Origin of the sequence: Caproiciproducens lactatisolvens (assembly GCF_052443335.1) — a bacterium.
Taxonomy (GTDB): domain Bacteria; phylum Bacillota; class Clostridia; order Oscillospirales; family Acutalibacteraceae; genus Caproiciproducens.
Genome location: NZ_CP195750.1, coordinates 503,592 through 529,451 on the forward strand (window position 1 = coordinate 503,592; position 25,860 = coordinate 529,451).

Consider the following 25,860-nt stretch of genomic DNA (forward strand, 5'->3'; position numbering starts at 1 on the left):
TTCGACAAAGTTGTACGTACATTTTTTACGATGGAGGATGTTGTTATGTCAAAATATACAGTAGGAGTTGACTATGGCACACTTTCCGGCCGGGCGGTTCTGGTAGATGTTCAGACCGGGAAAGAACTTGCTTCTTCCGTTTACGAGTATCCTCATGGGGTAATGGATAAAAATTTGCCGGACGGAACGCCGCTCGGCCATGACTGGGCGCTGCAGGACCCGCAGGATTACCTTGACGTGCTGGCTGATACGATTCCGGCCATCCTGAAGGAATCCGGCGTGTCCCCGGACGATGTGATCGGAATCGGAACGGATTTTACGGCCTGCACCGTTCTGCCGGTCAAGGCGGACGGAACGCCGTTAAGCTTTCTTCCGGCGTACAGAAGCCGCCCGCACGCCTATGTAAAGCTCTGGAAGCACCACGCCGCGCAGGATAAGGCAAACCGCCTGAATGAAATTGCGGCGGCAAGAAACGAGCCGTGGCTGAAGAACTACGGCGGAAAAATTTCTTCGGAATGGGCGATTCCAAAAATCTGGCAGATCGTTGAAGAGGACCCCGAAATCTATGACGCGATGGACCGTTTCATCGAAGCGGCCGACTGGATTATCTGGCAGCTCTGCGGAAAAGAGACCCGTAATTCCTGCACCGCGGGCTACAAGGAAATCTGGAACAAGCGCACGGGCTTCCCCTCCGATGACTTTTTCAGGGCCCTCCATCCAAAGCTGGAGCATGTGGTGGAGGAAAAGCTCTCCCGTGACATTCTTCCGCTCGGGGACAGGGCGGGTACGCTGACCCCGACGGCGGCAAAGCTTACCGGCTTAAGGGAGGGCACCGCGGTCGCCGTCGGCAATGTGGACGCGCATGTGTGCGTGCCCGCGGTCGGAATCGACGGGCCGTCCAAAATGCTGGCCATTATGGGCACCTCCACCTGCCACATTATGATGGGCGAAGAGGAACACCAGGTGCCGGGAATGTGCGGCGTGGTGGAAGACGGCGTCATGCCGGGCTATTTCGGCTATGAGGCCGGTCAGTCCTGTGTCGGGGACCATTTCGCGTGGTTTATCGACAACTGCCTGCCTGCTTCCTATTGGGAAGAAGCAAAACGGCAGAACAAAGATATTCATCGGTACCTGCGGGAAAAGGCGGAAAAGCTGCGCCCCGGGCAAAGCGGCCTGCTTGCGCTGGACTGGTGGAACGGAAACCGTTCGGTCCTGGTCGACGTCGACCTGAGCGGGATGATGGTTGGAATGACGCTCCGGACCAAACCGGAGGAAATTTACCGCGCGCTGATTGAGGCGACCGCCTACGGTACGCGCATGATTATTGAAAATTACCGTGAGCATGGCGTTCCGGTCGAAGAATTTTTCGCTTCCGGAGGGATTTCACAAAAGGACCCGATGACCATGCAGATTTACGCGGATGTGATTAAAATGCCCGTGAAGATTGCGGGTTCTCTTCAGGGACCCGCGCTCGGTTCCGCCATTTTCGCTTCCGTCGCGGCGGGGAAGGAAGCCGGCGGCTACGACAGCGTGTTTGAAGCGGCCCGCGCAATGGGAAAAATCAAAGACACCGTCTATGATCCGATCCCCGAAAATTCGGAGCGGTACGATGCGCTGTTCCGGGAATACCGCACCCTGCACGACTATTTCGGGCGCGGTGAAAATGATGTGATGAAGCACCTGAAAACAATGAAGCAAAAATAATCTTTAAAATTAGGAATAATCGGAGGATACATATGTCAGCTTTAAAAAAATACGAATTCTGGTTTGTGGTTGGAAGCCAGGACCTTTACGGGGAAGATGTGCTGAAAACCGTCGATCAGCATTCTAAAATCATGGTAGACGGATGGAATGCGGACCCGTCCATTCCCTGCACCCTGGTTTTTAAACCTGTGGTGCGCAATTCCGATGAAATCTATAAGGTGATCACAGAGGCAAACAACGCTCCCCGGTGTGCGGGCATTATTACCTGGATGCATACCTTTTCTCCGTCAAAAATGTGGATTCGCGGCTTTTCCGTCCTGCAGAAACCGCTGCTTCACATCAATACCCAGTTCAACCGCGACATCCCGTGGGAAAGCATCGACATGGACTTCATGAATCTGAACCAGTCCGCCCACGGCGACAGGGAGCATGGGTTTATTCTTGCGCGCATGCGTATTCCGCAGAAGGTCATTTCCGGCTACTGGAAGGACGCCGGGATGCGTGACCACATGGGCCGCTGGATGCGTGCGGCGGCCGGCGCGTTTGAAAGCCGCAGGCTCCGCGTGCTCCGCATCAGCGACAATATGCGCGAAGTGGCCGTGACGGACGGCGACAAGGTGGAGGCGCACATCAAATTCGGCTGGCAGGTCGACCATTACGGCGTCGGCGATATCATCCGCATGGTGGAAGCCGTCACCGAGAAGGAAATCGACGCCCAGATGGAGCAATACGCCGAAGTTTACGATATGGCAACGGATGATCTCGAGGCCGTGCGCTATCAGGCGCGGGAAGAAGTTGCGCTTCGGAAGTTCATGGAAGAAGAAAAGTTCGGTGCCTTCCACACCAATTTTCAGGATTTGCAGGAGCTCCGCCAGCTGCCCGGTCTTGCCGCGCAGGACTTGATGCGCCTGGGCTACGGGTTCGCCGGGGAAGGCGACTGGAAAACCGCGGCGCTCTGCCGCATTATGAAGCTCATGACGGCCGACTGCACGGGCGGTACGGCGTTTATGGAGGATTACACTTACAACTTTGACCCGGAGTGCGGCATGAACATGGGCGCCCATATGCTTGAGGTGTGCCCGAGCGTCGCCGCGGAACGCCCGAAGATCAAGGTGGTTCCGCTTGGAATCGGCGACCGCGAGGATCCGGCGCGCCTGACCTTCAAAGCAAAGTCAGGCCCGGCGGTGCTTGCGACGATCATCGATATGGGCGACCGGTTCCGCATGATTGTCAACGATGTGGAATGCCAGGAGCAGATTCACGAAATGCCGAACCTCCCGGTGGCCGCCGTCCTCTGGAAGCCGCTCCCAAGCCTCGAGACCTCCGCGGAAGCATGGATTTACGCGGGCGGCGCGCACCATTCCGTCATCAGCTATTCGCTTACGGCGGAAGAGCTGCGCGATTTCGCTGAAATCATGGAGATCGAGTTTGTTCACATCGGCAGGGAAACCGAGATCAACGAGCTTCGCAAGGAACTTACCTGGAACGATCTGATCTGGAAGCTCAAAAAGTAATCCGGAAGGGATGAAGACGAATGCTGGAAGAATTGAAGGAACAGGTTTGCGAGGCGAACCGTCAGCTTCCCGCCCACAATCTGGTGGTGTTCACATGGGGAAATGTTTCCGGAATCGACCGGGAATCGGGGCTGTTTGTCATTAAACCCTCCGGCGTGGAATACGACAGGCTCAAACCGAAGAATATAGTTGTGGTGAGTCTGGACGGGGAAAAGGTGGAGGGTGACCTGAATCCGTCCTCCGACACGCCGACACACTGTGTCCTGTATCGGAATTTCCCCGCGATCGGCGGAATTGTCCATACCCACTCCCGATGGGCGACCATCTGGGCGCAGGCGGGGCAGTCCATTCCGGCTTACGGCACCACGCACGGCGACTATTTTTACGGGCCGATCCCCTGTACCAGAAAAATGACCCCGGAAGAAATTGCGGGCGCCTATGAAGCGGAAACCGGCAATGTGATTGTGGAAACGTTTAACAAGGCGAATCCCGCTGATATCCCCGCCGTCCTGGTGCACTCCCATGGACCTTTTACTTGGGGCAGGGACTGCTTTGAGGCGGTGCACAATTCCGTAGTGCTGGAAGAATTGGCCATGATGGCCTGGCACACCCAGGAGATGGCTGAGGTCCAGGATGGACCGATGCAGCAGGAACTGCTTGACAAGCATTTTTTGCGTAAGCATGGGGCACACGCGTATTACGGACAAAATCACTAACAAGAACCTTTTTCAATACTTTCCTCCCTGGCCATGGCGAATTCGCCATGGCCTTTTCTTTTCAGGTTCCGTGCGGCCATGGTCCTAAACCGGTCCGGAAGCAGGAAATGAGCGGAATTCCCTGTTGACGGGGGCGCCTGGATTCATGCAAAGGGAGAATAAGGCGTACCGCCCGCTATTATGCAGGGGCTATAAAGGGAATAAGGGATTCTGGCGGTATCATCTATGCCATTTAAAGACATACTAAGTTTGAACGCGTTAGCCGTTTAAGCTTTGTATTTTGAGGTAGATGATATGGCGGCCATTTATTGGTATGGCATACTTGCGATAATCGGCGCAGTATTGACTGTTTTCATTATGGTTAAGAAAAAAGACAATCATGAATTGCTGATTTTTTTCTGTTTGCCATGATGACCGCTTTTATTGCCGAAATGATCGGACTGCTTTTTTAAAACAGCTATTCATATTATCCCGGCGTTTTCAAGGACCACTATGCGGAGAACATTTTTGGCCATATTATCCCCAATGCCACCCTGTGGCCAGCCACCGCCCTGCTTGTTTCCGCCTTCCCTTCGCGTTACCGGCGGATCCTTCTGATAACGGTTATCTATACGTTATTGGATGTTCTTTTTATCAGGCTTGGAATCTATCAGCATAACTGGTGGAGGACCTGGATGACAAGCGCCGCGATTTTCTTTTATTGTATTTTTATGAAGTCATGGTATTTGCAGTTGAAAAATAGGCGGCGTACTTTCCTGCGATTTATAACTCTCTGGTTCGCATTATTGGTTATAATGAAGCTGCCGGTAAGTATCCTGTTACTAACCGGTCTTCAGTACACTTATGTCGGCTGGTTCGAAAACATCTACCGGGATTCTGGGGTCTTTTCAGTTTTTTATAATGCCGCCGTATCTTTTATTTGCGCATTGTTCCTATGTGTATTGAAAAAATGGTATTGGAAGCTCGCTTCTTTCATCCTCTATTTCACATGCGATGCTCTTTTAATGGAATTTGACCTGTTATTCTTTCATGGGGGATGGAATATTTACTGTCTGATGCTTATGCGTGCCGTATGTCTGTTTTTATTTATCGCTCTCGAAAACAAATATCCACATAAGCTTTCAGAACAAATATCTGAGATATCCTGATACGGCATACGGCAATTCCTGCCCGACTTTTATTAAGTGTTTTCTTAGATGACAACAGTCGCAGGGATGTAACTTCTGAGAGTACAATTTCATATAAGGAAAGCCGGAGGCATCGGGACAGCCAATCCCGATGCCTCCGTTTTTATGGAAAAACCGGACAGAATCAGGCACTTCGTGACAGTATCGCGCAAACGATTGCTTAATTTCCCGTTGCAGAACCGGAAGCATTGGGGTATTATAAAACAATACTATACATATCAATTATATATGTATTAAAAGGTGAGGGTGGTACTCATGCTGAACAGAAACAACCTGCGTATCCCGGTGCGCTTTCGATGTTGCATGGATTTGGAAGTCATAGATCAAATGTGATGCGGCAATCACTTCCAAACCCGGTTTGCAAACAATCTAAAAACGATGAAATGAGGGATATTTTTATGAAACATACATTTTCTTTCAGAAAAACACTGGCTCTGGCAATCGCCCTGGCCACGATTGCGGGAACTCTCGCCGGCTGCGCCGGGAATAATTCTCCCGCGGCTTCTTCCGTGAATTCTTCCGTGTCCGCCGCGTCTTCCGCCAAGCCGGTGGCTATCTCCAATGTTTCCTACGACCCTACCCGCGAGCTTTACGAGCAGTACAATAAGCTTTTCCAGGAATACTGGGAAAAAGAGAAAGGGCAGAAGGTGGAAATCACCCAGTCCCACGGCGGTTCCGGAAAACAGGCCCGTTCGGTGCTGGAAGGCAACGAGGCCGACGTGGTTACGCTGGCGCTTGAGGGCGATGTGGACGAATTGCGCAAAGGCGGCCTGATCGAGGACGGCTGGGTGAATGAGTTCCCGAAGAACAGCGCACCCTACACCTCCACCATCGTCTTTTTGGTCCGCAAGGGCAACCCCAAAAATCTGAAGGATTGGGACGATCTTGTGAAATCCGGCGTGGAAGTCATCACCCCCGATCCCAAAAGCTCCGGCGGCGCGCGCTGGAATTTTTTGGCGGCCTGGGCATATGCGGATAAGAAATTCGGCGGAGATGAAGCCAAAGACCAGGAATTTTTGAAATCGCTGTACGCCAACGTGACCGTGCTGGATTCCGGCGCCCGCGGCGCCACCACTACCTTTGTGGAAAACGGGCAGGGAGATGTGCTGCTGGCCTGGGAGAATGAAGCCTTCCTTTCCCAGAAAGAGCATCCGGATGATTTTGAGATTATCACCCCGTCCCTGAGCATCCTTGCCCAGCCGTCGGTCGCGGTAGTGGATGCCAACGCCAAAAAGCACGGTACCGAGGAAGTTTCCAAAGCGTATCTGGAATACCTTTATTCGGACGATGCACAGCGTCTGGAGGGGAAAAATTATTACCGCCCCTCCAACCCCGACATCCTGAAGGAATTCAGCGACACTTTTAATCTGAATATTGAGATGGTCAACATCGACGACGATTTTGGGGGCTGGGCAAAAGCAACCGAGAAATTCTTTGCGGACGGTGCGATCTTCGACCAGATTTATAAAAAATAGTGTTTCATTTATTACCGATCATAGGGGGCCTGCACATGTTTCCTCTGAAAAAGCGCTCCAGAAAGCGACAAAATAATATCATACCGGGTTTTCGGCTTTCCATGGGGATCACCGTTACCATGCTCAGCCTGATTGTGCTGATCCCCCTGTGCTCGGTTTTTTTAACCCTTTCGGGTACGACCTTCGCTGATTTCTGGCGGGTGGTCACCGACAAGCAGACGGTGGCCACCTATCGGGTGAGCCTGTCCTGCGCGGCCATTGCCGCCGTGGTCAACGCAGTCTTTGGAATTCTTCTCGCGTGGATTCTGACCCGTTATGAATTCCCGTTCCGGCGGGTGCTGGACGGCCTGATCGAACTGCCCTTCGCCCTGCCCACCGCGGTGGCCGGCATCTCGCTGACCACCCTGTATTCCGACAAAGGGTGGATCGGCCGGCTGTTTGACCGGATCGGCGTCAAAATTTCTTACACGACCGCCGGCATTGTGATTGCCATGATTTTTATCGGCATCCCCTTTGTGGTGCGCTCGATCCAGCCGGTGCTGGAAAAGCTGAACCCGCAGTACGAGGAAGCGGCCTTGGTGCTGGGTGCCAGCCGCTCCCGCATCTTTTTCAAGGTGGTGTTCCCGGAAATTCTGCCCGCCACACTGACCGGGTTCGGGCTGGCCTTTGCCCGCTGTATCGGGGAATACGGCAGCGTGGTGTTTATCGCGGGGAACATCCCCTATAAAACGCAGATCACACCGCTGATTATCATGAATAAGCTGGAGCAGTTCAACTACGCCGCCGCCACCTCCATCGCGCTGGTCATGGTTGTATTCGCCTTTATTCTGCTGTTCGGCATCAATCTGCTCCAGGCCAGAATCAATAAAATCGCAAGGGGGTAGGACGGTTGAAACAGAAAATTGTCAAAGGAACGCTCATCCTGCTGGGAGGGACGTTTCTGGCCGTTATGCTGGTCCTGCCCCTCGCCACCGTGCTGGTCTATGCCCTGCGGCAGGGCTGGGAGACCTTTTCCAGGTCCATCACCGACGAGTACGCGGTCAAGGCGCTGCAGCTGACTCTGCTGACGACCGGGATTACGGTCGTTGTCAACACGGTGTTCGGCATCTTCGCGGCCTGGACGATCACCAAATTCCGCTTTCGGGGAAAGCAGACGCTCACCACCCTGATCGACATTCCCTTTTCCATCTCGCCCGTCATCGCGGGGCTGGTGTTCATTCTCGTGTTCGGGCGGATCGGCTGGGCCTACCCGTTTTTGGAAGCGATGAATCTTAAAATTGTGTTTGCCGTGCCCGGCATTGTGCTGGCCACGATCTTTGTTACCTTCCCCTTTGTTTCCCGCGAGCTGATCCCTTTGATGCAGGCTCAGGGCAATGACGAGGAGGAGGCCGCCGCGCTGATGGGGGCCAAGGGCTTCTCCATTTTCCGCAGGGTCACTTTTCCCCATATCAAATGGGCGCTGTTATACGGCGTGATTCTCTGTACCGCCCGGAGCCTGGGCGAATTCGGCGCAGTATCGGTGGTATCCGGACATCTGCGGGGCAAGACCAACACCCTCCCGCTTCATGTGGAGATTCTGTTCAATGAATTCCAGCTGACGGCCGCCTTTGCCGTTTCCTCCATTTTGGTCCTGATCGCGGTAATCATCCTCATTCTGCGCAACATCGTAGAACACCGCATCAAGAGAGAAAAGAGGTAAGCAATATGTATGTGGAGCTTCAGAATATCAATAAAAAATTCGGCGGGTTTCAGGCGGCGGACAATGTCAGCTTTTCCATTGAACAGGGCAAACTGATCGGGCTGCTCGGTCCTTCCGGCAGCGGAAAAACCACCATCCTGCGCATCATCGCCGGGCTGGAAACGCCGGACAGCGGGACCATCATCATCGATGGCCGGCGGGTAAACGACCTGCCCGCCAGCGAACGGGGGATCGGCTTTGTGTTTCAGAATTATGCGCTTTTTCGCTACATGACGGTGTTCGACAACATTGCCTTTGGGCTTGAGGTGCAAAAGAAAGACAGGGCGTACATCAAAGAGAGGGTCGGTGAACTGATCCGGCTGATTGGGCTGGAGGGCCTGGAAAAGCGCCGCCCGCACCAGCTTTCCGGCGGACAGAAGCAGCGGGTGGCCTTTGCCCGCGCGCTGGCGCCAATGCCCCACCTGCTGCTGCTCGACGAACCTTTTGCCGCCATTGACGCCAAGGTCCGCAAGGAACTGCGCACCTGGCTGAGAGAGACCATCAACAAGGTGGGCATCACCAGCATCTTCGTCACTCACGATCAGGAGGAGGCGGTGGAGGTTGCGGATGAAATCATCATCACCAACAAAGGTCGGATCGAGCAGATCGGAACGCCGGCAGACATTTACAAGAATCCCGCCACCCCCTTTGCCTCAAAATTCATTGGGGAATCGATCGTCGTGGAAGATTACGGCAGGTTCCACGGGTTTGAAACCAATGAAGGCTATGCCACGGCCGTGCTCCGGCCCGAATTTGTGCAGGTCACGAAGGTGGATAAGGAGCTTTATCCCCACGCCTCGGAGCACGGGACGGTGGAAGACATTTTCTTTCGCGGCAATGTGCTGGAGCTGCGGGTGAACGTCGGCGGCATAAAGCTGATTGCCTACCGTTCTCTGGAGGACGACCCGTTCACCGTGGGCGAGGAGGCCAGCGTATTGATTTACCGGCTGTACCTCTATAACGACCGGCAGGTCCAGCTGGTGGAAAACGCATCCTTAAATAACGAACAGACATTTTACATTTAAAGCCGCTTTTCCCCGCGGGCCGGAGGACTCCCGGCAGCAGCAAAAGTCCGGCCCGATGACCAGACCGGCACGGTTGAGCCGGTTGGCCAAAAGATTCTGCCGCAACTAAGCTGTACAAAAATGCACCTTGATTTGGCTTATCATCAGCCGTTCCAAGGTGCATTCCTGATTTTCAGGCGGTTTCTTTCGGAATTGATGTTACATTTCGGCGCTGTTGTACGCGGGGGAAGAGTCAGATGCAGATTCCCGCGTTTAAATCTGCAACGCTCTCCCGGATCGCCAGTTTGTTCGGCAAAAAGATTTTCAAGGGCAGCCTGTGCCGTTTCTGGATTCTGTTGATGAGAATCTGCACCGCCACATTTCCCATTTCGACGATGGGCATCCCCACGGTAGTCAGCATGGGGGAAACGTATCCGGACAGTTCAATATTATCCATGCTGATGACGGAAAGCTGTTCCGGAACCTTGATTTTTGCCTCGGTAAAGCGGCGCAGGGCGGCGACTGCGACCATGTCGGTTGCACAGAAAACGGCGGTGGGAAGCGGACTGGCTGTTCTGAGCAGATGTTCCGCCCCCTGATATCCTCCGGCTCCGTTTTGCGGACAGTTGCTGATCAGGCCCGCGGAGCAATCCAGCCCATGTTCGCGGAGCGTATCGAGATACGCCCGGTACCGGACCTCGTTTGCAATCTCGCCAATATAGCCGATTCGCCGGTGACCGCAGGAAATCAGGTGCTTCATCGCAATCTGCGTCGCCTCGTACCCGTTGCAGATGACCTGGTCGCAGCCGGCGGCGATGATGTTGCGGCCCACATAGACAAGGTTCCGATAGTGCTTTTCCAGAAAGCCGATATAGTCGCTGCCGAACCGTCCCAGCACAATGGCTCCGTCCGCTTTGAACAGCTCGATTTTTTCTGGCACGGTCGTTTTGATATCGAAAACCGAATAGGAGAGCCGCACGGGGTAGCCCCACTCCATCGCCTGCTGTTCGATGACCCTTGCGAGCTGCGCAAAAAAAGGATCGTCGTCGATTGTTTTCGTTCTGCCCAAAATGCAGGCTACCGCGCCGGCAGGCGCTTTTTGCGCCCTCGTTCTTCCCTGCTTCAGTTCCCGGGCGCTCTGATTGGGCGTGTAGCCCGTTTCCCTGATAATCGACCAGACCCGGTCCCGTACTTCCTTGCGGGCGAAGCTGTCGTCCGGGGAGTTGATAATCCGCGATACGGTTGAAACAGACACCCCGGCTTTTGCCGCGATTTCTTTTAATGTCAACTGGATTCCTCCTTTCTATAAATACATATTAAAATTATATGTTTAATATAATACCTGTTTTCCATCAGAATTGCAAGCGGAAAACCGGAAAACGTTTGCGCTGATTTGCGCTTTGAATTGTACAGTTTTTTTGTGTAACGTTTGCGGAATTAGCGCTGGTTTTTTCCGCGTGCCCCGCGTATAATAAATAATACCATATTAAATATGTATGTAAAGTAGGTGATAAGATGGATTTGGAAATCAGAACGCTGGCCACGGATTTTCTGATTATCGGCGGCGGCACGGCGGGCTGTTACGCGGCGCTGACCTTCTGCGAAGCGTCCGGCGGCAGCGTGCTGATCGCCGAGAAGGCGGACATCGAACGCAGCGGCTGCCTGGCTGCCGGAGTCAACGCCATCAACGCCTATATTGTGCCGGGGAAAACGCCCCGGGATTATGTGGATTATGCCCGTGCGGACGCACAGGGGATCGTCCGGGGAGATCTTCTGCTGACCATGGCCGAGGGCTTAAATCGCACGGCTGCTAAAATGGAGTCCCTGGGGCTGACGATCCTGAAGGATAATCAGGGACGGTACGCGGCCCGCGGCAGCCGCAATATCAAAATCAACGGAGAGAATATCAAGCCGGTTTTAGCCGCAGCCGTTGCGGTTCAGCCGCGGGTCACCGTGCTGAACCGGGTCAATGTGTTTGAGTACATCGTCAGGGACGGCCGGATTCTCGGAGCTTATGCAATCGACGTCGACGAACCGGTGCTCTATGTGATTTCGGCCAAAGCCGTGCTTTGCGCCACCGGCGGCGCGGCGGGGCTGTACCGGCCCAACCACCCCGGATTTTCGCGCCATAAAATGTGGTATCCGCCTTTCAACACGGGCGCGGGCTACGCCATGGGCATTCTTGCCGGGGCGGAAATGACCACCTTTGAAATGCGCTTCATCGCTCTGCGCTGTAAGGATACCATTGCCCCGACCGGGACGCTGGCGCAGGGAGTGGGCGCGAAACAGATCAACGCGCTGGGCGAGGGATACGAGCAGAAATACGGCGTTACCACTTTCCAGCGGGTGCATGGCACGGTGATGGAAAATCTGGAGGGGCGCGGCCCCTGTTATCTGCGGACCGTGGGGATCACCAAGGAGCAGGATGAGGATCTGCAAAAAGCCTATCTCAATATGGCCCCCAGCCAAACCCTGCGGTGGCTGGAAAGCGGCCGGACGCCGGGCGTGCAGAATGTGGAGATCGAGGGTACCGAGCCGTATATCGTCGGCGGGCACACCGCCAGCGGATATTGGGTGGACACCAGCCGCGAAACCACGATCAAAGGCCTGTTCGCGGCGGGGGACGTGGCCGGAGGCTGCCCGCAGAAATACGTTACGGGCGCGTTTGTGGAGGGGGAGATCGCGGCGAGAGCGGCGGCAGCCTATATGGGCGATCAAACGGTCCCTTCCGACCGGGGCGGGGCCGAAGAAAAAAAGCGTTGGCTGGAGGGCTTCCTGAACCGCTCCGCGGCGCCGTACGGCACAGACGGGCTGGAAGAAGCCATGCAGTCCGTGATGGACGAATACGCGGGCGGGATCGGTTCCCATTACCGCTATTCAGAGAAATCCCTGCGCATAGCCGCTGACAAAATCCATGGGCTGGAACGGAAAACCGAACTGCTGGCCGCTTCGGAGATGCAGGAGCTGGTTTACATATTGGAACTGCGCGAGCGCCTTACGCTCTGCAAATCGGTGATCGCCCACTTGGGGGCGCGCAGGGAAACCCGCTGGCACAGCTTTGCCGAGAATACCGATTACCCGGAAAGCGGCGCCGAATGGAACTGCTATGTCAATTCCCGGCTGGAAAACGGGCGGCTGAATATGATCTTCCGGCCGCTTGTGCGGGAGGAGGACGCGTATGAGCATTGAAATTACCGCGGCGAAATGCATCGGCTGCGGGCGGTGCCGCAAAGTCTGCCCCGGCAGCCTGATCCGCCTGGACAAAACGGGGAAAGCGGCGATCCCGCGCCCCGAGAGATGCTGGGGGTGCGCTTCCTGCGTCAAGGAATGCCCGGTGCAGGCGATCGCCATGTTTCTGGGAGAAGATATGGGCGGCCTCGGCGGACGGCTTACCGTCCGGCGGGAAAATACCCTGCTGCGCTGGACCGTCACGAATCCGGACGGCAGCGCCAAAACCCTCACGGTGGACAGCCGCGATTCAAATAATTATTAGGAGTGAACTCCATGCCACTGACGCACTTAGATAAACTGGAGGCCGAGGCCATCTATATTTTCCGGGAGGTAGCCGCGGAATGCGAGCGGCCGGTCATGCTCTATTCCATCGGCAAGGACTCGTCGGTCATGCTCCATCTGGCCCTGAAAGCCTTCTATCCCGAAAAACCGCCTTTTCCCTTTCTGCACATCGACACCAGCTGGAAATTTCGCGAAATGATTGCATTCCGGGACAGGCGGGCAAAGGAACTGGGCATCAATATGCTGGTTCATCGCAATGAAGCCGCGATCGCCCAGGGAATCAACCCGTTCGACCACGGCGCAGCCTATACCGACATCATGAAAACGCAGGCGCTCAGGGACGCGCTGACCCAATATCAGTTTACGGCGGCTTTTGGCGGCGGGCGGCGCGACGAGGAGAAATCGCGCGCCAAGGAACGGATTTTTTCTTTCCGCAACGAACATCATGCCTGGGACCCCAAAAATCAGCGGCCCGAAATGTGGAAGCTTTACAATACCCGGATCAACAAAGGCGAGAGCATGCGGGTATTCCCCATTTCCAACTGGACGGAAAAAGATATCTGGCAGTACATACGCCGTGAAAATATTGAGATCGTGCCGCTGTATTTTGCCGCCGAGCGCCCGGTGGTGTACCGGGACGGCAATATCATTATGGTGGACGACGACCGGATGCGCCTGTTTCCGGGCGAAAAGCCGCAGATGAAAAAAGTGCGCTTCCGCACTTTGGGCTGCTACCCCCTCACCGGCGGGGTGGAATCCGAGGCCGACACGCTGGACGCGGTGATTGCCGAAACGCTCGCCGCCGTGACCTCCGAGCGTACCAGCCGGGTCATTGACAACGAAGAGGCGGGAAGCATGGAACGGCGCAAACGGGAGGGGTACTTCTAATGAGCAACGCGGAAAACGGACTTCTAAAATTTATTACCTGCGGCAGCGTGGACGACGGAAAATCCACCCTGATCGGGCATATTCTTTACGATTCCAAACTGCTGTACGCCGACCAGGAGCAGGCGCTGATTCTGGACAGTCAGGTGGGCAGCCGGGGCGGGAAAATCGACTACTCCCTCCTGCTGGACGGCCTGATGGCCGAGCGCGAGCAGGGAATCACCATTGACGTGGCCTACCGCTACTTTACTACGGACCGGCGCAGCTTCATTGTGGCGGACACTCCCGGCCATGAGGAATACACCCGGAATATGGCGGTGGGGGCGTCTTTTGCCGATCTGGCGGTGATTCTGGCGGACGCCTCTCAGGGCGTGCTGGTACAGACCCGCCGTCACGCCCGGATCTGCGCCCTGATGGGCATCCGGTATTTTGTGTTCGCGGTAAATAAAATGGACCTGATCGGATATGATGAAAAACGCTTCCTTGAGATTTCCGGGGAGATCGGAAAGCTCCGGGCGGAGCTGGGGCTGGAAAACGCGGTTATCATCCCCGTTTCGGCCACCGAGGGCGACAATGTCACCCAGCATTCCGGCAAAATGGCGTGGTATCGGGGCGAGACCCTTTTGGAGCATCTGGAAACGGTGGATATTTCGGGGGGTGCGCCGGAAGCCGGTTTCTATATGCCGGTGCAGCGGGTCTGCCGCCCGGACCACAGCTTCCGCGGTTTTCAGGGACAGATTGAAGCCGGAAAAGTCGCGGTCGGCGATCTGCTGACTGCTCTGCCCAGCGGCGAAGCCGCGCTGGTCAAGTCGATTCATATCGCGGATAAACAGGCGGAGGACGCGGTTCCGGGCCAGCCCGTGACCATTCAGCTGGACCGAGAGGTGGACGTTTCACGCGGCTGTGTGCTGGCCAGGAACGCCGGGCTGAAAACGGCAAAATCCTTCTCGGCCACCCTGCTTTGGATGGATGACCAGAAGCTGGTTCCCGGAAAGGATTACTGGATCAAGCTGGGGACAAAGCTGCTCCCCGCCATTGTGACCGGAATCCGCCATAAGGTGGACGTAAACAGCGGCGCGCTGCTTTCCGCCAGCTCGGTTACCAAAAATGAGATCGTCCGGTGCGAGATCGTGCTTTCCGAACCGGCGGTGCTGGATGAATTCCGCCTGCACAAAACGCTGGGCGAGCTGATTTTAATCGACCGGATCACCCACGCCACAGCCGCCTGCGGCGTCATTGAGGCCGCGGGGGACGGAAAGCGGGACGGCGTTTTCCTGCGCGACGGCTCCGACAAGCTGAAAATCAACCTTTTCGACCGTTTTTATTATCATGCGGACGTCCACACCGTTCTGCGGCACAGCCCTTCTCCGGTCACCTATGCAAAGGGGGACGCGCTGCCCCTGCAGAGCGGAGCCTTCGAATATCCTGCCGATTTCGACCTGGAATCCGACTTCGGCTTTGCCAACATCCGGGGCGGCGTTTTTGCCGGGTTTGGTCCGCGTGAACGCCGATACCCCCTGCTGGACGCAAACGGCATCGAATTGGAAACCAACCCTCCGCGGGACTTTGGAAAGTACCGCAGGGTGATGGTTTGGGAGAAAGATTATGAGATTTGACACAAAGCCGCCGCACGGCATCATGGGCGGAGCGATTCCCAAAATACAAGAAAGCGGTGATTTTTCATGGCGACGGATTACAAAGCGTTAAAAAACGGCGGATTCATGAGGCAGGTGCAGAAAAACAATTTTTCCCTCCGGCTGAAGGTGGTGGGCGGCAACCTTACTGCCGACCAGCTTTTGACTGTCGCCGAAATCAGCAAAAAATACGGCGACGGGTATGTGCACCTTACCTCCCGGCAGGGCGTGGAGATTCCCTTCATCAAGCTAAACGATGTGGAGCCGGTCAAGGCGGAACTGAAAGCGGGAGGCGTGGACACCGGCGTGTGCGGGCCCCGCGTGCGCACGGTCACAGCCTGTCAGGGCAGCAAAATCTGCTCCTCCGGCTGCATCGACACCTACTCGCTGGCAGTGGAAATCTCCGACCGTTATTTTGGCCGGGCGCTGCCCCATAAATTCAAATTCGGGATCACCGGCTGCATGAACAACTGCCTCAAGGCCGAGGAAAACGATCTGGGCATCAAGGGCGGCTATGCGGTCGAGTGGCTTCCGGATGCCTGCACCCTCTGCGGCGTGTGCTCGAAAGCCTGCCGGGAAGGGGCCATCACCCAAACCGACAGTGCGATTTTACTGGATGAAAGCAAATGCAACCATTGCGGCCGGTGCGCCAAATCCTGTCCCTTTGACGCATGGAAGGGCGAACCGGGGTATCTTCTTTCTTTCGGCGGCACCTTCGGAAACCTGATTGCCAAGGGGGAGCAGTTTTTACCCATTATCCATGACAAGGAGACGCTGTTCCGGGTGGCCGACGCGGCCCTGGCGTTTTTCGATCAGCACGCCAAGCCCAGCGAACGTTTCCGGGTGGCCATCGACCGGGCGGGCTGGGACGTATTCCAATCGGAAATGGAGGCGGCGTACCGTGGGTGAATACCTCATTGATGAAACAGTGGATATCACGGATGTGGTCTGCCCGGTGACCTTTGTCAAGGCAAAGGTCGCGCTGGAGGAACTGGAGGAGGGACAGATCCTCTCTATCCGCATGAATGACGGCGAACCGGTGCAGAACGTGCCCCGCAGCGTCAAAGAGGAGGGGCATCAGATTCTGAAGCTCACCGACAACGGCGACGGCACCTATAACCTCATTGTCCGGAAGACGGCCGGTTAGGTACCGGTCGGACAATCAGCAGAACCCGGACAGATACGCGGGCAGCTCCGCAGAAGTTTGCAGGCAAAAAAGCAATACATGAAACGATCAATTGAATTTTGGAGGAGTCGAAATGAAACTTACCGTGGCCGGGGTTCAAAAAGAATACGCCGGGGGCTTGACTGTAGCACAGCTGATCGAACGGGAACAGGTGGAAACGCCGGAGTATGTTACCGTGTCGGTCAACGATGAATTTATTCAGAGGGACACTTTTTCCGAAGCCGTTCTAAAGGACGGCGATATCGTGGAATTCCTGTACTTCATGGGAGGAGGGCAATTCTGATGGCTTTTACCAATGAACAGCTGGAACGCTACTCCCGCCATATTATCCTGTCCGAAGTGGGCGTGAAGGGGCAGAAAAAGCTGTTGAACGCCAAGGTGCTGATTATCGGGGCGGGGGGTCTGGGCGCGCCCGCAGCTCTCTACCTGGCCGCTGCCGGAGTGGGTACCATCGGCATCGCCGACGCGGACGAGGTGGATTTGTCCAACCTTCAGCGGCAGGTCATTCACACCACCCCGGACCTGGGCAAGGCAAAGGTGCAGTCGGCCAGAGAGACCATGGAGGCTATCAACCCGGACATTACGGTCAATACCTACCGTACCTTTGTGTCGGCGGACAACATCATGAAGCTGATTGCGGATTATGATTTTATCATTGACGGCACCGACAATTTCCCCGCGAAATTCCTCATCAACGACGCCTGCGTGCTGGCTAAAAAGCCCTTTTCCCATGCGGGAATCATCCGCTTCAGGGGTCAGCTTATGACCTATGTGCCGGGGCAGGGTCCGTGCTATCGCTGCGTTTTCAAAGAGCCGCCCCCGCCGGACGCGGTACCCACCTGCAGACAGGCCGGGGTCATCGGGGCCATGGGAGGCGTGATCGGCTCCCTGCAGGCCATGGAAGCGGTCAAATACATCATCGGCAGGGGGGAGCTTCTGACCGGGTATCTGCTGACCTATGACGCCCTCAAAATGGAGTTTCGCAAAATCAAGCTGCCGCCGGCGAAGGACTGCGCCGTCTGCGGGGAGCATCCCACCATTTTGAAGCCGTTTGATTACGAACAGGCGGTGTGTGATTTAAAATGATTGTCAGGCTCAAACAAGCGGATTACGACGCCATTGTCGCCCACGCGAAAGAGGGCTTGCCCAATGAATCCTGCGGGCTGATTGCGGGAACGGCGGAGGGCGGTCTCAAAACCGTGGAAAAGGTGTACCTTTTATCAAACCCCGACCAAAGTCCGGAGCATTTTTCCATTGACCCCGGGGAGCAGCTTGCGGCTGTCCGGGATATGCGCGCGCTGGGCCTTTCGCCGCTCGGAAGCTTTCACTCCCATCCTTCCACTCCCGCGCGGCCGTCCGGGGAAGATATCCGGCTGGCCTATGATTCAAAGGCCAGCTACCTGATTCTTTCATTGGCAAAGGATACGCCGGTACTGAAAGCGTTCGGGATCGCGGACGGCATGATTACGCCGCAGACGCTGGAGGTCATCCCCTGAGGGCTGCCGCAGAGCAGGGGCCGATAAAACAGAAGAGTAATAAGAAAGAAGCCGGGCATTGACGCCCGGCTTCTTTTTCTATAGGTCTTTTGGTATATTCTCCCGCATGTCCGCCGCGTCCCGTCTCCAGATGCTTCGTTTTAAATCCACATTGCCGTTGTCTTTAAAATATGCGCCTTCGTTTGACAGAAGCGTCCGCTGTTCGTTCCAGCCGGGAACCAGCCGCCCCGTGCTGTTTACCACCCTGTGGCAGGGCAGCTCCAGGTATCCGGGCGCGCTGTGCAGGGCGTGGCCGACCAACCTTGCGTATTGCGGCATCCCCAGCATCAAAGCAATCTGTCCGTATGTTGTGACCCTGCCATACGGGATGGCGGCGACCACACGGTAAACCAGACTATAAAATTCTTCCCTTTTCATGCAGCCTCCACCATCCCCGTCTCCATCGTGCCCGGCAGCACAGGGCCAAGGCTGTTTCAGAAAACGCCATGGCCTTCATTGGTACATCTTACGTTTTTCCGCTGCGGGGATTTCCATCTCATACCGATATTTTGCCACGGTACGCCGGGAAATGTCAATGCCCTTTTCCTGAAGGCTCCGGGTAATCTTCTGATCCGAGAGCGGCGCGGACTTGTTTTCGTGTTCAATCAGGCTGCGGATGGTCTCTTTGATTTGCAGAGAAGAAAAACAATCTTCTTTTCCCCGTGACCGTATTTTTGAAGTAAAAAGGGATTTGATGCTGACTGTTCCCGAGGAACACACAACGTACTTTCCGGAAATTGCGCGGCTGACGGTCGACTGGTGCAGATGAAGCCGGTCCGCGACCTCTGCGATGGACATCGGCTTCAGGCAGGATACGCCGTGCTCGAAATAATCCTTCTGAAGCTCGACGATTTTCTCCAGTACGCGCAGCACGGTGCTTTTCCGGCTGGACAGTTGCTTTATGAGGAACGACGCCTGTTTTGTTTTGTCTTTGAGATACAGGAGGGTTTCGCGGTCATTTTCTTCGAGAAGTAATTTTTGATAAAATTCACTGATGCGCAGATGGGGAAAAGCCTTCTCATTGTTCCGAATGAAAAAGCCTCCCTGCCCGTCTTTACAAATGGCCGCCTCGGGGATGACGTAGCCGCCGCTGCGGTCCGTCTGAAAACCCCGGGAGGGGATCGGGTTCAGGCCGCGGATAAAATCGCACATTTTTTCCGCGGCCTGAAGGGAAATACCAAGCCGGTTCGCAATGACCTGTATTTTATTTTCGCTCAGAAGCCCGAGATATTTTTCAATGATTTCTTTGACCATCGCCGCGTCGCATTCCGTACACCGTCCCAGTTGAAGCAGCAGGCATTCCGTTATATTTGCGGCGCCGACCCCCGGCGGCTGCATCGTCTGAATGATTTTTACAGCTTCCTTTATTTTTTCGACGGGCAGCCCAAAGTGCCGGGAAAGCTCTTCCACGCTGCTGCCGAGATACCCTTTTTCAGTAAGGTCCTGAATGATGTAGCTGCAAATACGCCCGATAGTCCGATCGACTTTCCTTTCTCCAAGCTGGCGCAGAAGACAGTCTGTAAAGGTATCTTCCGCTGAAAGCGTAGCGTACGGATTAAAATTCTCTTGGTCGCCGTAAAAGGGTTGACGGGCGCCGGGGGCGCAGCTGTCCAGAGAAAGCATTTTGACAATTTCCAGGGCAGTTTCCGTATCCTGATAGGATTCGCCGTCGTCACCCAGCGCACAGTCGGAAAACATGGGGTCTTCCTGCGAGTCATCGCCGTCATACTCCAGCACCGGATTTTCCATGACGGCTTCTTCCACCCGCTGCTGCAATTCCACAAGGGGCATCTGCAGCAGAGCAAGGGATTCTCTCATTTCCGCCGTCAATTTCAGCTTCTGGCTTTGGCTCTGCCTCTGCGTCTGATTTTTTACGTATAAAAGCTCCACAAAATCACCTTCCGGCCAAAGAGGCGGTTCCTCCTTATGTACCGATGCATCGAAGCAGCGTGCTTCTGGTTTCGGCGATCATTCCCGGACTTACGGAAAATTCATCCAGCCCATATTCCAGCAGCAGGGGGACCGCCCGCTCGCTGGATGCCAGCTCGCCGCACAGGCAGCAGGGAATCCCGGATTGATGCGCGGCGGAAATCGTCATCCGGATCAGGCGCAAAACAGCCGGATGCAGCGGATTGTATAAATCGGAAATACTTTCGTTCATCCTGTCCGCCGCCAGCGTATACTGCGTAAGATCATTGGTCCCGATGCTGAAAAAGTCGACCTGTTTTGCAAATTCCTCCGCAGTCAGCGCGGCGGACGGAATCTCTATCATCATTCCGGTCGGAATGGAAGGACAAAAACGGACACCCTCCTGCTCCAGCTGTAATTTGCAGGTGTTCAGGGCGTCTTTCGCGCGACCCAGCTCTTCCATGCAGCTGATCATAGGGAACATGATCTGAATATTGCCGAATGCGGACGCCCTTAAAATTGCCCTGAGCTGTGTCTGAAACAGCCCCGGATTTCGAAGGCAGAGCCGGATTGCCCTCAGTCCGAGAAAAGGATTGCTTTCCTTGTCCATCGGAAGATACGGGAGGCTTTTGTCCCCTCCGATATCAAGCGTGCGGATCGTAAGGGGCCTGCCGTCCAGCAGCTCGGCCGCTTCCCTGTAAATCCGGAACTGCTCTTCCTCGGTGGGCATGGATGTCCTGTTCATGTATAAAAATTCCGTCCGGAAAAGCCCGACGCCTTCCGCGCCGTTTTTCAGCGCGGCCTCAATATCCTTGATTCCCCCGATATTCGCGGCGACCAGAATCTGCCTTCCGTCTCCGGAACGGATTTTTGCTCCAACCGTGCGTTTCCCGTCCTCTTTTTTCTGGTTGAACTGCTTTTCAAGCGTACGGTACTTTTTGATTAATGCGGTATCAGGGCGGACCAGGACTTCTCCCGACACGCCGTCCACAATGACCGTATCGCCGCCGCGGACGTCCGCGAGGATATCCCTGCAGCCGACTACCGCCGGAATATCCAGCGCTTTCGCGAGAATGGCTGTGTGGGAGGTTTCCCCGCCCGTTTCGGTCACCAGTGCCGATACTTTCTCCCTGTCGATCTGCGCGGTGTCCGAGGGCTTCAGATCGTGCGCGAAAAGAACGGTTCCGGCGGGCAGACCCGCAAAATTGATTTCTCCGCTTTGCCCGGTGAGATTGCGCAGAATTCTGGAACCTACGTCTTTAATATCCGCGGCGCGCTCTTTCATATAGCCGTCCTCAAATGCGGAAAAGGTGTCGTACAGGGTCCGGGTCACGTCGGAGAGGGCTTGTTCGGCGGTTACGGATTCCTGTTTTATTCTATGGAAAGCTTCCCCGGTCAACGCGGGGTCGTCTATAAAATTCAGATGGCTTTCGATAATTTCCGCGTTTTTGGCGTCCAGCTTTTCGCGGGCCTTTTTTACAATCTCCTCAATCTGTTTTTTGGACAGTTCCATTGCTTTTGTCAGCCTGTCTGCTTCCGCGGCGGGGTTCTCCGCGGTTTTCTGAAAGCGCAAAGCTGCGTCCGTGTCGATGACATAGGCTTTTCCCACCGCGTAGCCTTTGGAAACTCCAATGCCTTTTTTCATAATGGCCTCCTAATAAGGGATTAGTCTTCTCCGAATTTTGATTGAATCAGTTGAGTCAGCTCTGCGACCGCTTTTTTTTCATCTTTTCCGTCCGCCTGGATCGTAACGATATCATTCATCTTTGCCTGCAGGGCGAGCAGGCTGATCATGGATTTCGCGACTGCCGAGCGGGACCCGTTTTTGATGATGATCTCGGAATCATATCTTCCGGCGGCCGTAACCAGCATGGAGGCCGGACGGGCATGCAATCCGACCTTGTTGGATATCTGTACTGTCTGTGACGTCATAATGGCATCCTCCTTAAAATGTGTTTCACTGATTATTAAGCAATTTTCGTGCCAACAGTGCGGCCGTTTTTCCTATGCCGGTGAAACACAGTTTTCCGCCGCGAAAAAGGAAGCGATATAACAGATTTCGTCGTCGGGAATCAGGACTTTGAATTTTTGCTCCAGCCTGCCGCACGAGGCTTTTATGATCTCAAAAATTTCCCTGTTGTTTTTGATATAAGCATCCCTGTCGGGAAATTCCTCGATGGTGATATTCCCGATCAGACGGTCGATCAGGCACCCGACATGGCACAGCACCCCGATCAGCGAGTCCGTCAGCAGCCGGCGCTGTGTCCGGGACTCTATTTCCTGAATCACTTCCCGGATATCATTGAAAATGTTTTTGCTGTTGAGATTTTTCAGCATATTGGAAAGTGTGCGGCCGATTTCCTCAAACGTGTTTTCCGTATCGATGAGCGACTGGATTTCCGGTACGGCCTTTCTGTCGAAGACATCCGCCAGGTCGAAATGCGGCACCGCGAGGTCAATTGAAAAGCTGCTGACAACACAGAGGATTTTCCCGATACGGCTGATGGAGTCCAGCCGGGAGGAAATGCTTTCTTCTTCCACAAGCTTCAGGGCCACCGTTTCACAAAGGGAATTGTGGTAGTCCAGCTGGCTGTCCAGGATGTTTTTGATGACCTGCGCGCTACCCTCCCCGGTCGTACAGACGGTAAGGATAAACAGTTTCGGCAATTGCCCCTTATTGGGAGCCAGCGGGTCGGTCTCGCTGAGCAGATCGTTGACGGACAGCGTTTCATGATACACATAGTCCAGCGGATATCCCAAAGCGGCTTTGCGGCCGGCCTCAATCACGTGCAGCGTGCTGACCAGAGGGATGGTTTTTACATGGATGCCGAGCTCGTTTTCCAGCGCCGTGGAAAAATCGGTCAGGGAGCCCATATCCACCAGCAAAAGAAGGTCCGACTTCCGGGGCCTTCCAAGCAGGTATTCTTTCAGGCCGGTATAGACCTTCTGCGGGTTTTCGTCAAGGGAGGCGTCTATTCCCGCCACACAGTCCATCCCAAGCAGCCGGTTCGCCGCACCCGCCATGGAGGTCGCGGTTGACACGCCGTGCGCGATCACGATCACCTGTATCCGTTCATTTCTTTCCCCGGCCATCGGATGGTCCAGACAGAGAAATACAGCCAGAAAACCGGCTTCATCGATCGGCATGGTGATGTCAAATTCCCGATCGACCAGCTTCAGGCTTTCCAGTGCGACGGTAAATTCCGCATCATGCTCCTTGCGAATCACGTTCAGCTGCGGATTCACAATTCTGCGTCCTCTTTTTACGCGGTTTACGGAGTTGTAAATATGTACTGCCATTCCGTAACGGATATTGTTTCCAAAACTGCGCTCCAGCTTTTCTTCCGCATGAGCCAGAATCCTGTCGACGGTCTGTACAATTTCCGCGCCCACCAGATTGGTGATGCTTGAAAAATCCTGCGGATGACTGGAAAGCTCCGTGTACTTCTCAAAGTAAAGATGAATTTCCTTGTCGATCTGACGGCTGATTTCCTCTTCGTCCGCGCCGATTCCCTTTAGCTCCTGCATCCGGGTATCGATCATTTCATAGATGTTTTCCGCGTCTTCATTATTCCGGAACAAAAGCTCTTTGGAACCGCTGTCAAACACGCAGTAGCGTTTGTTGATTCCAATAAAGCGGTTCCAGATCTGGCGGTGCGTGGTTTCAAGGTACAGGCCTTCCTTGATATAGGAGGGCAGGTCAAAGCTGACAATGCGAAGGTCCTCCTTTTTGCCGGATACAAGGTCGGAATAGGCTTTGGCGCAAATGATCTGGATGTCGTTTCTTAGCTGGCCTACATTATTGGGGCAGTGGTAGCTCAGGAGCGACCGCATGGAATTGACGGAAACGGAAATTGGCTTGTTCAGCCTCATGGATTCCTTTCGGAAAAAGCCGCTGATCAGATTCAGCCGCTCTTCCATGCTTCTTTCACTTAAACTCGGGATCTTGATGATCATGGGGATTCTGCGTACAAAGGTCTTCAGCAGGGTGGAATCCGGGTCCTCCGTAGTGGCGCAGAGGAGCAGAACCTTCGCCCTCCTTTCCAGGTCCGCCTCTCCCAGACGGCGGTAGACACCGCGGTCGATGAAGGTGAACAGCATTTCCTGTCCCTGCGGGGGCAGACGGTGAACTTCATCCAAAAACAGAAACCCGCCGTCGGCTTTTTCAAGCAGGCCGGGCCTGTCCGTATCCGCGCCCGTATACGCTCCTTTTTTCGTTCCCATCAGCTGGCTGACCAGAAGCTGAGGATTGTTTGCATAGTCCGCACAGTTGAAGACAATAAAAGGGGCGTCCCTGCCGACACACTCTTTTTCGCGTGCGTATTGATAAATCAGTTCCGCAAACATGGATTTTCCCACGCCGGTTTCTCCGAAAATCAGAAGATGCATTCCATTCGGCGGATACAGCACGGCGGCCTTTGCCTGCTCCACACAATGGTAAAGGCTCCTGTTCTCGCGGACAAAGGCGTCAAGTGCGGATTCGGCGCTTTGAGGGGGAAGAACGCCGGCGGGCCTGTAATAAACGGGCTTCGAGCCGGATTTTTCCGCTTTTCCCTCTTCACAGAGCCTGTTCAGGTCGCTGCTCACGTTGGCGCGGGACAGCCCCAGGCTTTCCGCCAGGTCCCCGGCAGTCACGCCCCGTTCGCCGGACAGTTCGGTCAATTTTTTTCTTACGATCTCAATCCGCTTCAAACTTACCACCCTATCTTTCTCATTCATAAAAGTATAGTGCTTATGCACAATAAAGTCAAATGTGATGTTTGCTATATCGTACAATGTGTTTTATAATCAGATATAATCTGTTTTATTTAATACACATGTCCGCGGTTTCCTTCCGTGTGAAAACGACGATGCTGTTTCTCCGTCGTTTTTATGGGTATTTGTGTTTTGGCACAATTTATGCTTATTTAAAATAGTAAGGAAGAGAAAAATACAGATGTAAAGGTGATTTTGAAATGGACTTAGAATCAATTTCCATGCAGCTGCTGGTAAACAGCGGCGATGCCAAAAGTCTGGCGATGGAAGCAATCGCAAGCGCAAAAGGGGGCGAGATCGCAAAAGCGCGGGAGTCAATTGAAAAGGCGGGCCATTGCCTTACGGAAGCGCACCGTTTTCAAACGGAGATCATACAGAAAGAGGCGGCGGGAGAAATTGAAAAAGTGACGGTGCTCCTGGCCCATGCGCAGGATCATTTGATGAGCGCCATTACCGTGATCGACATGGCGAAAGAATTTATCGATTTATATCAGCTTGTTTACTCAAAGCAGGGCTGACCGATTGGGCGGAGAAAGGAGAGCGGCTGAAATGATCAGGGTGGTTCAGTTTTTAAACCAGATACAGGCGGGCCTTGGCGGAGAGGAAAGGATGGACATCGAACCCCGGGCGGAACAGGGCGCGGTGGGCATGGGAATGCTTTTGCGGACCATGCTCATGAGAAAAGGCGCGGATATCGTCGGAACGGTCATCTGCGGCGACCATTATTTTTTGGAAAACAGGGAAGAGGCCGCCGTAAAATTGACGGAGCTGATCCGCACATTCCGGGCGGACGTGGTGATCTGCGGGCCCGCCCTGAATCATAAGCGGTTCGGGGAATGCTGCGGATATCTTGCGGAGGTCCTGGAAAACCGGGAAAAAATCCCCGCTTTCGCCGCCATGGCAAAAGAGAGCTCGGGAACGGAGCCTTTCAGAAACCGGGTTTATATTATTGAGACGCCGAAGGTAGGCGGCACCGGCCTGAATGCTTCCCTGAGAAGAATCGCCGATTTTGCGGTGAAAAAGAGCAAAGGCGAGCCGATCGGTTCCCCTGAGGAGGAGGGATATTTTAAAAGAGACTGATAAGTCTGTCAGGCTGCTGTCCTTAC

24 protein-coding genes are annotated in these 25,860 nt (G+C 54.6%); 18 read left to right on the plus strand and 6 right to left on the minus strand.

Going from position 1 to position 25,860, the window contains the following annotated elements; translation table 11 throughout:
* The first annotated feature begins 45 nt into the window (after nt 1-45).
* The 7 genes from araB (at nt 46) to ACRQV7_RS02470 (ending at nt 9,359) form a co-directional block, all read left to right on the plus strand.
* Nucleotides 46-1,704 (plus strand): ribulokinase, encoded by a 1,659-nt coding sequence (gene araB, locus ACRQV7_RS02440; RefSeq protein ID WP_444659294.1) that lies wholly within the window; start codon nt 46-48, stop codon nt 1,702-1,704.
* Nucleotides 1,705-1,736: 32 nt separating this feature from the next.
* On the plus strand, nt 1,737-3,218 hold the full coding sequence (araA, locus tag ACRQV7_RS02445) for an L-arabinose isomerase (RefSeq protein WP_275717035.1): 1,482 nt from the start codon (nt 1,737-1,739) through the stop codon (nt 3,216-3,218).
* Between the two features lie 20 nt (nt 3,219-3,238).
* Entirely contained in the window at nt 3,239-3,934 is a 696-nt protein-coding gene (gene araD / locus ACRQV7_RS02450) for an L-ribulose-5-phosphate 4-epimerase (protein WP_444659295.1), read from the plus strand.
* A 1,585-nt stretch (nt 3,935-5,519) separates the two neighbouring features.
* Entirely contained in the window at nt 5,520-6,596 is a 1,077-nt protein-coding gene (locus ACRQV7_RS02455; RefSeq protein WP_444659296.1) for a sulfate ABC transporter substrate-binding protein, read from the plus strand.
* A gap of 35 nt (nt 6,597-6,631) precedes the next feature.
* On the plus strand, nt 6,632-7,480 hold the full coding sequence (cysT, locus tag ACRQV7_RS02460; RefSeq protein ID WP_444659297.1) for a sulfate ABC transporter permease subunit CysT: 849 nt from the start codon (nt 6,632-6,634) through the stop codon (nt 7,478-7,480).
* 5 nt (nt 7,481-7,485) lie between these two features.
* The gene (gene cysW, locus ACRQV7_RS02465; RefSeq protein WP_275717026.1) at nt 7,486-8,295 is read left to right on the plus strand and encodes a sulfate ABC transporter permease subunit CysW; all 810 of its coding nucleotides are present in this window, start codon (nt 7,486-7,488) and stop codon (nt 8,293-8,295) included.
* Nucleotides 8,296-8,300: 5 nt separating this feature from the next.
* Complete coding sequence (locus ACRQV7_RS02470) at nt 8,301-9,359, plus strand: sulfate/molybdate ABC transporter ATP-binding protein (RefSeq protein WP_444659298.1); 1,059 nt, start codon at nt 8,301-8,303, stop codon at nt 9,357-9,359.
* A gap of 232 nt (nt 9,360-9,591) precedes the next feature.
* On the opposite strand, the gene ACRQV7_RS02475 is transcribed toward ACRQV7_RS02470, so the two are convergent.
* A complete protein-coding gene (locus ACRQV7_RS02475) occupies nt 9,592-10,626 on the minus strand; it encodes a LacI family DNA-binding transcriptional regulator (protein WP_444659300.1) in 1,035 nt (344 codons plus the stop codon).
* A gap of 227 nt (nt 10,627-10,853) precedes the next feature.
* Between ACRQV7_RS02475 and ACRQV7_RS02480 the strand changes: the two genes are divergently transcribed.
* From ACRQV7_RS02480 to ACRQV7_RS02520, 9 genes are all read left to right on the plus strand, one after another.
* Nucleotides 10,854-12,527, plus strand: a complete 1,674-nt coding sequence (locus ACRQV7_RS02480; RefSeq protein WP_444659301.1) for an adenylyl-sulfate reductase subunit alpha — start codon at nt 10,854-10,856, stop codon at nt 12,525-12,527.
* Complete coding sequence (locus ACRQV7_RS02485) at nt 12,517-12,831, plus strand: 4Fe-4S dicluster domain-containing protein (protein WP_444659302.1); 315 nt, start codon at nt 12,517-12,519, stop codon at nt 12,829-12,831. The genes ACRQV7_RS02480 and ACRQV7_RS02485 overlap by 11 nt, the downstream gene beginning before the upstream one ends.
* An 11-nt stretch (nt 12,832-12,842) precedes the next feature.
* Nucleotides 12,843-13,739 (plus strand): sulfate adenylyltransferase subunit CysD, encoded by an 897-nt coding sequence (cysD, locus tag ACRQV7_RS02490; protein ID WP_444659303.1) that lies wholly within the window; start codon nt 12,843-12,845, stop codon nt 13,737-13,739.
* Nucleotides 13,739-15,352 carry a sulfate adenylyltransferase subunit 1 gene (locus ACRQV7_RS02495; RefSeq protein WP_444659304.1) on the plus strand — a complete coding sequence of 538 codons (1,614 nt, stop codon included), beginning with the start codon at nt 13,739-13,741 and terminating at the stop codon, nt 15,350-15,352. The genes cysD and ACRQV7_RS02495 overlap by 1 nt, the downstream gene beginning before the upstream one ends.
* 66 nt (nt 15,353-15,418) lie before the next feature.
* Nucleotides 15,419-16,279, plus strand: coding sequence for a 4Fe-4S binding protein (locus ACRQV7_RS02500; protein ID WP_444659305.1), 861 nt, complete (start codon nt 15,419-15,421; stop codon nt 16,277-16,279).
* Nucleotides 16,272-16,517 (plus strand): sulfurtransferase TusA family protein, encoded by a 246-nt coding sequence (locus ACRQV7_RS02505; RefSeq protein WP_444659306.1) that lies wholly within the window; start codon nt 16,272-16,274, stop codon nt 16,515-16,517. The genes ACRQV7_RS02500 and ACRQV7_RS02505 overlap by 8 nt, the downstream gene beginning before the upstream one ends.
* Before the next feature lie 112 nt (nt 16,518-16,629).
* Nucleotides 16,630-16,839: a sulfur carrier protein ThiS gene (gene thiS, locus ACRQV7_RS02510; protein ID WP_444659307.1), complete on the plus strand. Its 210-nt coding sequence runs from the start codon at nt 16,630-16,632 to the stop codon at nt 16,837-16,839.
* Complete coding sequence (locus ACRQV7_RS02515; protein WP_444659308.1) at nt 16,839-17,642, plus strand: HesA/MoeB/ThiF family protein; 804 nt, start codon at nt 16,839-16,841, stop codon at nt 17,640-17,642. The genes thiS and ACRQV7_RS02515 overlap by 1 nt, the downstream gene beginning before the upstream one ends.
* Nucleotides 17,639-18,052: a M67 family metallopeptidase gene (locus tag ACRQV7_RS02520; RefSeq protein ID WP_444659309.1), complete on the plus strand. Its 414-nt coding sequence runs from the start codon at nt 17,639-17,641 to the stop codon at nt 18,050-18,052. The genes ACRQV7_RS02515 and ACRQV7_RS02520 overlap by 4 nt, the downstream gene beginning before the upstream one ends.
* Before the next feature lie 78 nt (nt 18,053-18,130).
* On the opposite strand, the gene ACRQV7_RS02525 is transcribed toward ACRQV7_RS02520, so the two are convergent.
* The 5 genes from ACRQV7_RS02525 to ACRQV7_RS02545 all read right to left on the minus strand — a co-directional run bounded on the left by ACRQV7_RS02525 (nt 18,131) and on the right by ACRQV7_RS02545 (nt 24,691).
* Nucleotides 18,131-18,469, minus strand: coding sequence for an MGMT family protein (locus ACRQV7_RS02525; protein WP_444659310.1), 339 nt, complete (start codon nt 18,467-18,469; stop codon nt 18,131-18,133).
* A gap of 75 nt (nt 18,470-18,544) precedes the next feature.
* Nucleotides 18,545-19,981 (minus strand): RNA polymerase factor sigma-54, encoded by a 1,437-nt coding sequence (rpoN, locus tag ACRQV7_RS02530; protein WP_444659311.1) that lies wholly within the window; start codon nt 19,979-19,981, stop codon nt 18,545-18,547.
* A 34-nt stretch (nt 19,982-20,015) separates the two neighbouring features.
* Nucleotides 20,016-21,644, minus strand: a complete 1,629-nt coding sequence (gene ptsP, locus ACRQV7_RS02535; protein WP_444659312.1) for a phosphoenolpyruvate--protein phosphotransferase — start codon at nt 21,642-21,644, stop codon at nt 20,016-20,018.
* 20 nt (nt 21,645-21,664) lie between these two features.
* Nucleotides 21,665-21,931, minus strand: a complete 267-nt coding sequence (locus ACRQV7_RS02540) for an HPr family phosphocarrier protein (RefSeq protein WP_141827115.1) — start codon at nt 21,929-21,931, stop codon at nt 21,665-21,667.
* A 72-nt stretch (nt 21,932-22,003) separates the two neighbouring features.
* The gene (locus ACRQV7_RS02545; RefSeq protein ID WP_444659313.1) at nt 22,004-24,691 is read right to left on the minus strand and encodes a sigma 54-interacting transcriptional regulator; all 2,688 of its coding nucleotides are present in this window, start codon (nt 24,689-24,691) and stop codon (nt 22,004-22,006) included.
* Between the two features lie 263 nt (nt 24,692-24,954).
* Here ACRQV7_RS02545 and ACRQV7_RS02550 point away from each other — a divergent pair, with 263 nt between their 5' ends.
* Both ACRQV7_RS02550 and ACRQV7_RS02555 read left to right on the plus strand, forming a co-directional pair.
* A complete protein-coding gene (locus ACRQV7_RS02550) occupies nt 24,955-25,272 on the plus strand; it encodes a PTS lactose/cellobiose transporter subunit IIA (protein WP_275716993.1) in 318 nt (105 codons plus the stop codon).
* 31 nt (nt 25,273-25,303) lie between these two features.
* Entirely contained in the window at nt 25,304-25,834 is a 531-nt protein-coding gene (locus tag ACRQV7_RS02555; protein ID WP_444659314.1) for a glycine/betaine/sarcosine/D-proline family reductase selenoprotein B, read from the plus strand.
* The last annotated feature ends 26 nt before the right edge of the window (nt 25,835-25,860 follow it).

What these genes read in the sequence shown, in the direction of transcription:
- cysD (WP_444659303.1), top strand. Translation starts at nt 12,843, where the DNA reads ATGCCACTGACGCACTTAGATAAACTGGAGGCCGAGGCCATCTATATT.
- ACRQV7_RS02485 (WP_444659302.1), top strand. Translation starts at nt 12,517, where the DNA reads ATGAGCATTGAAATTACCGCGGCGAAATGCATCGGCTGCGGGCGGTGC.
- ACRQV7_RS02495 (WP_444659304.1), top strand. Translation starts at nt 13,739, where the DNA reads ATGAGCAACGCGGAAAACGGACTTCTAAAATTTATTACCTGCGGCAGC.
- ACRQV7_RS02500 (WP_444659305.1), top strand. Translation starts at nt 15,419, where the DNA reads ATGGCGACGGATTACAAAGCGTTAAAAAACGGCGGATTCATGAGGCAG.
- ACRQV7_RS02515 (WP_444659308.1), top strand. Translation starts at nt 16,839, where the DNA reads ATGGCTTTTACCAATGAACAGCTGGAACGCTACTCCCGCCATATTATC.
- ACRQV7_RS02470 (WP_444659298.1), top strand. Translation starts at nt 8,301, where the DNA reads ATGTATGTGGAGCTTCAGAATATCAATAAAAAATTCGGCGGGTTTCAG.
- ACRQV7_RS02540 (WP_141827115.1), bottom strand. Translation starts at nt 21,931, where the DNA reads ATGACGTCACAGACAGTACAGATATCCAACAAGGTCGGATTGCATGCC.
- thiS (WP_444659307.1), top strand. Translation starts at nt 16,630, where the DNA reads ATGAAACTTACCGTGGCCGGGGTTCAAAAAGAATACGCCGGGGGCTTG.
- ACRQV7_RS02525 (WP_444659310.1), bottom strand. Translation starts at nt 18,469, where the DNA reads ATGAAAAGGGAAGAATTTTATAGTCTGGTTTACCGTGTGGTCGCCGCC.
- cysT (WP_444659297.1), top strand. Translation starts at nt 6,632, where the DNA reads ATGTTTCCTCTGAAAAAGCGCTCCAGAAAGCGACAAAATAATATCATA.
- araD (WP_444659295.1), top strand. Translation starts at nt 3,239, where the DNA reads ATGCTGGAAGAATTGAAGGAACAGGTTTGCGAGGCGAACCGTCAGCTT.
- ACRQV7_RS02455 (WP_444659296.1), top strand. Translation starts at nt 5,520, where the DNA reads ATGAAACATACATTTTCTTTCAGAAAAACACTGGCTCTGGCAATCGCC.
- ACRQV7_RS02520 (WP_444659309.1), top strand. Translation starts at nt 17,639, where the DNA reads ATGATTGTCAGGCTCAAACAAGCGGATTACGACGCCATTGTCGCCCAC.
- ptsP (WP_444659312.1), bottom strand. Translation starts at nt 21,644, where the DNA reads ATGAAAAAAGGCATTGGAGTTTCCAAAGGCTACGCGGTGGGAAAAGCC.
- ACRQV7_RS02480 (WP_444659301.1), top strand. Translation starts at nt 10,854, where the DNA reads ATGGATTTGGAAATCAGAACGCTGGCCACGGATTTTCTGATTATCGGC.
- ACRQV7_RS02555 (WP_444659314.1), top strand. Translation starts at nt 25,304, where the DNA reads ATGATCAGGGTGGTTCAGTTTTTAAACCAGATACAGGCGGGCCTTGGC.
- araB (WP_444659294.1), top strand. Translation starts at nt 46, where the DNA reads ATGTCAAAATATACAGTAGGAGTTGACTATGGCACACTTTCCGGCCGG.
- araA (WP_275717035.1), top strand. Translation starts at nt 1,737, where the DNA reads ATGTCAGCTTTAAAAAAATACGAATTCTGGTTTGTGGTTGGAAGCCAG.
- ACRQV7_RS02550 (WP_275716993.1), top strand. Translation starts at nt 24,955, where the DNA reads ATGGACTTAGAATCAATTTCCATGCAGCTGCTGGTAAACAGCGGCGAT.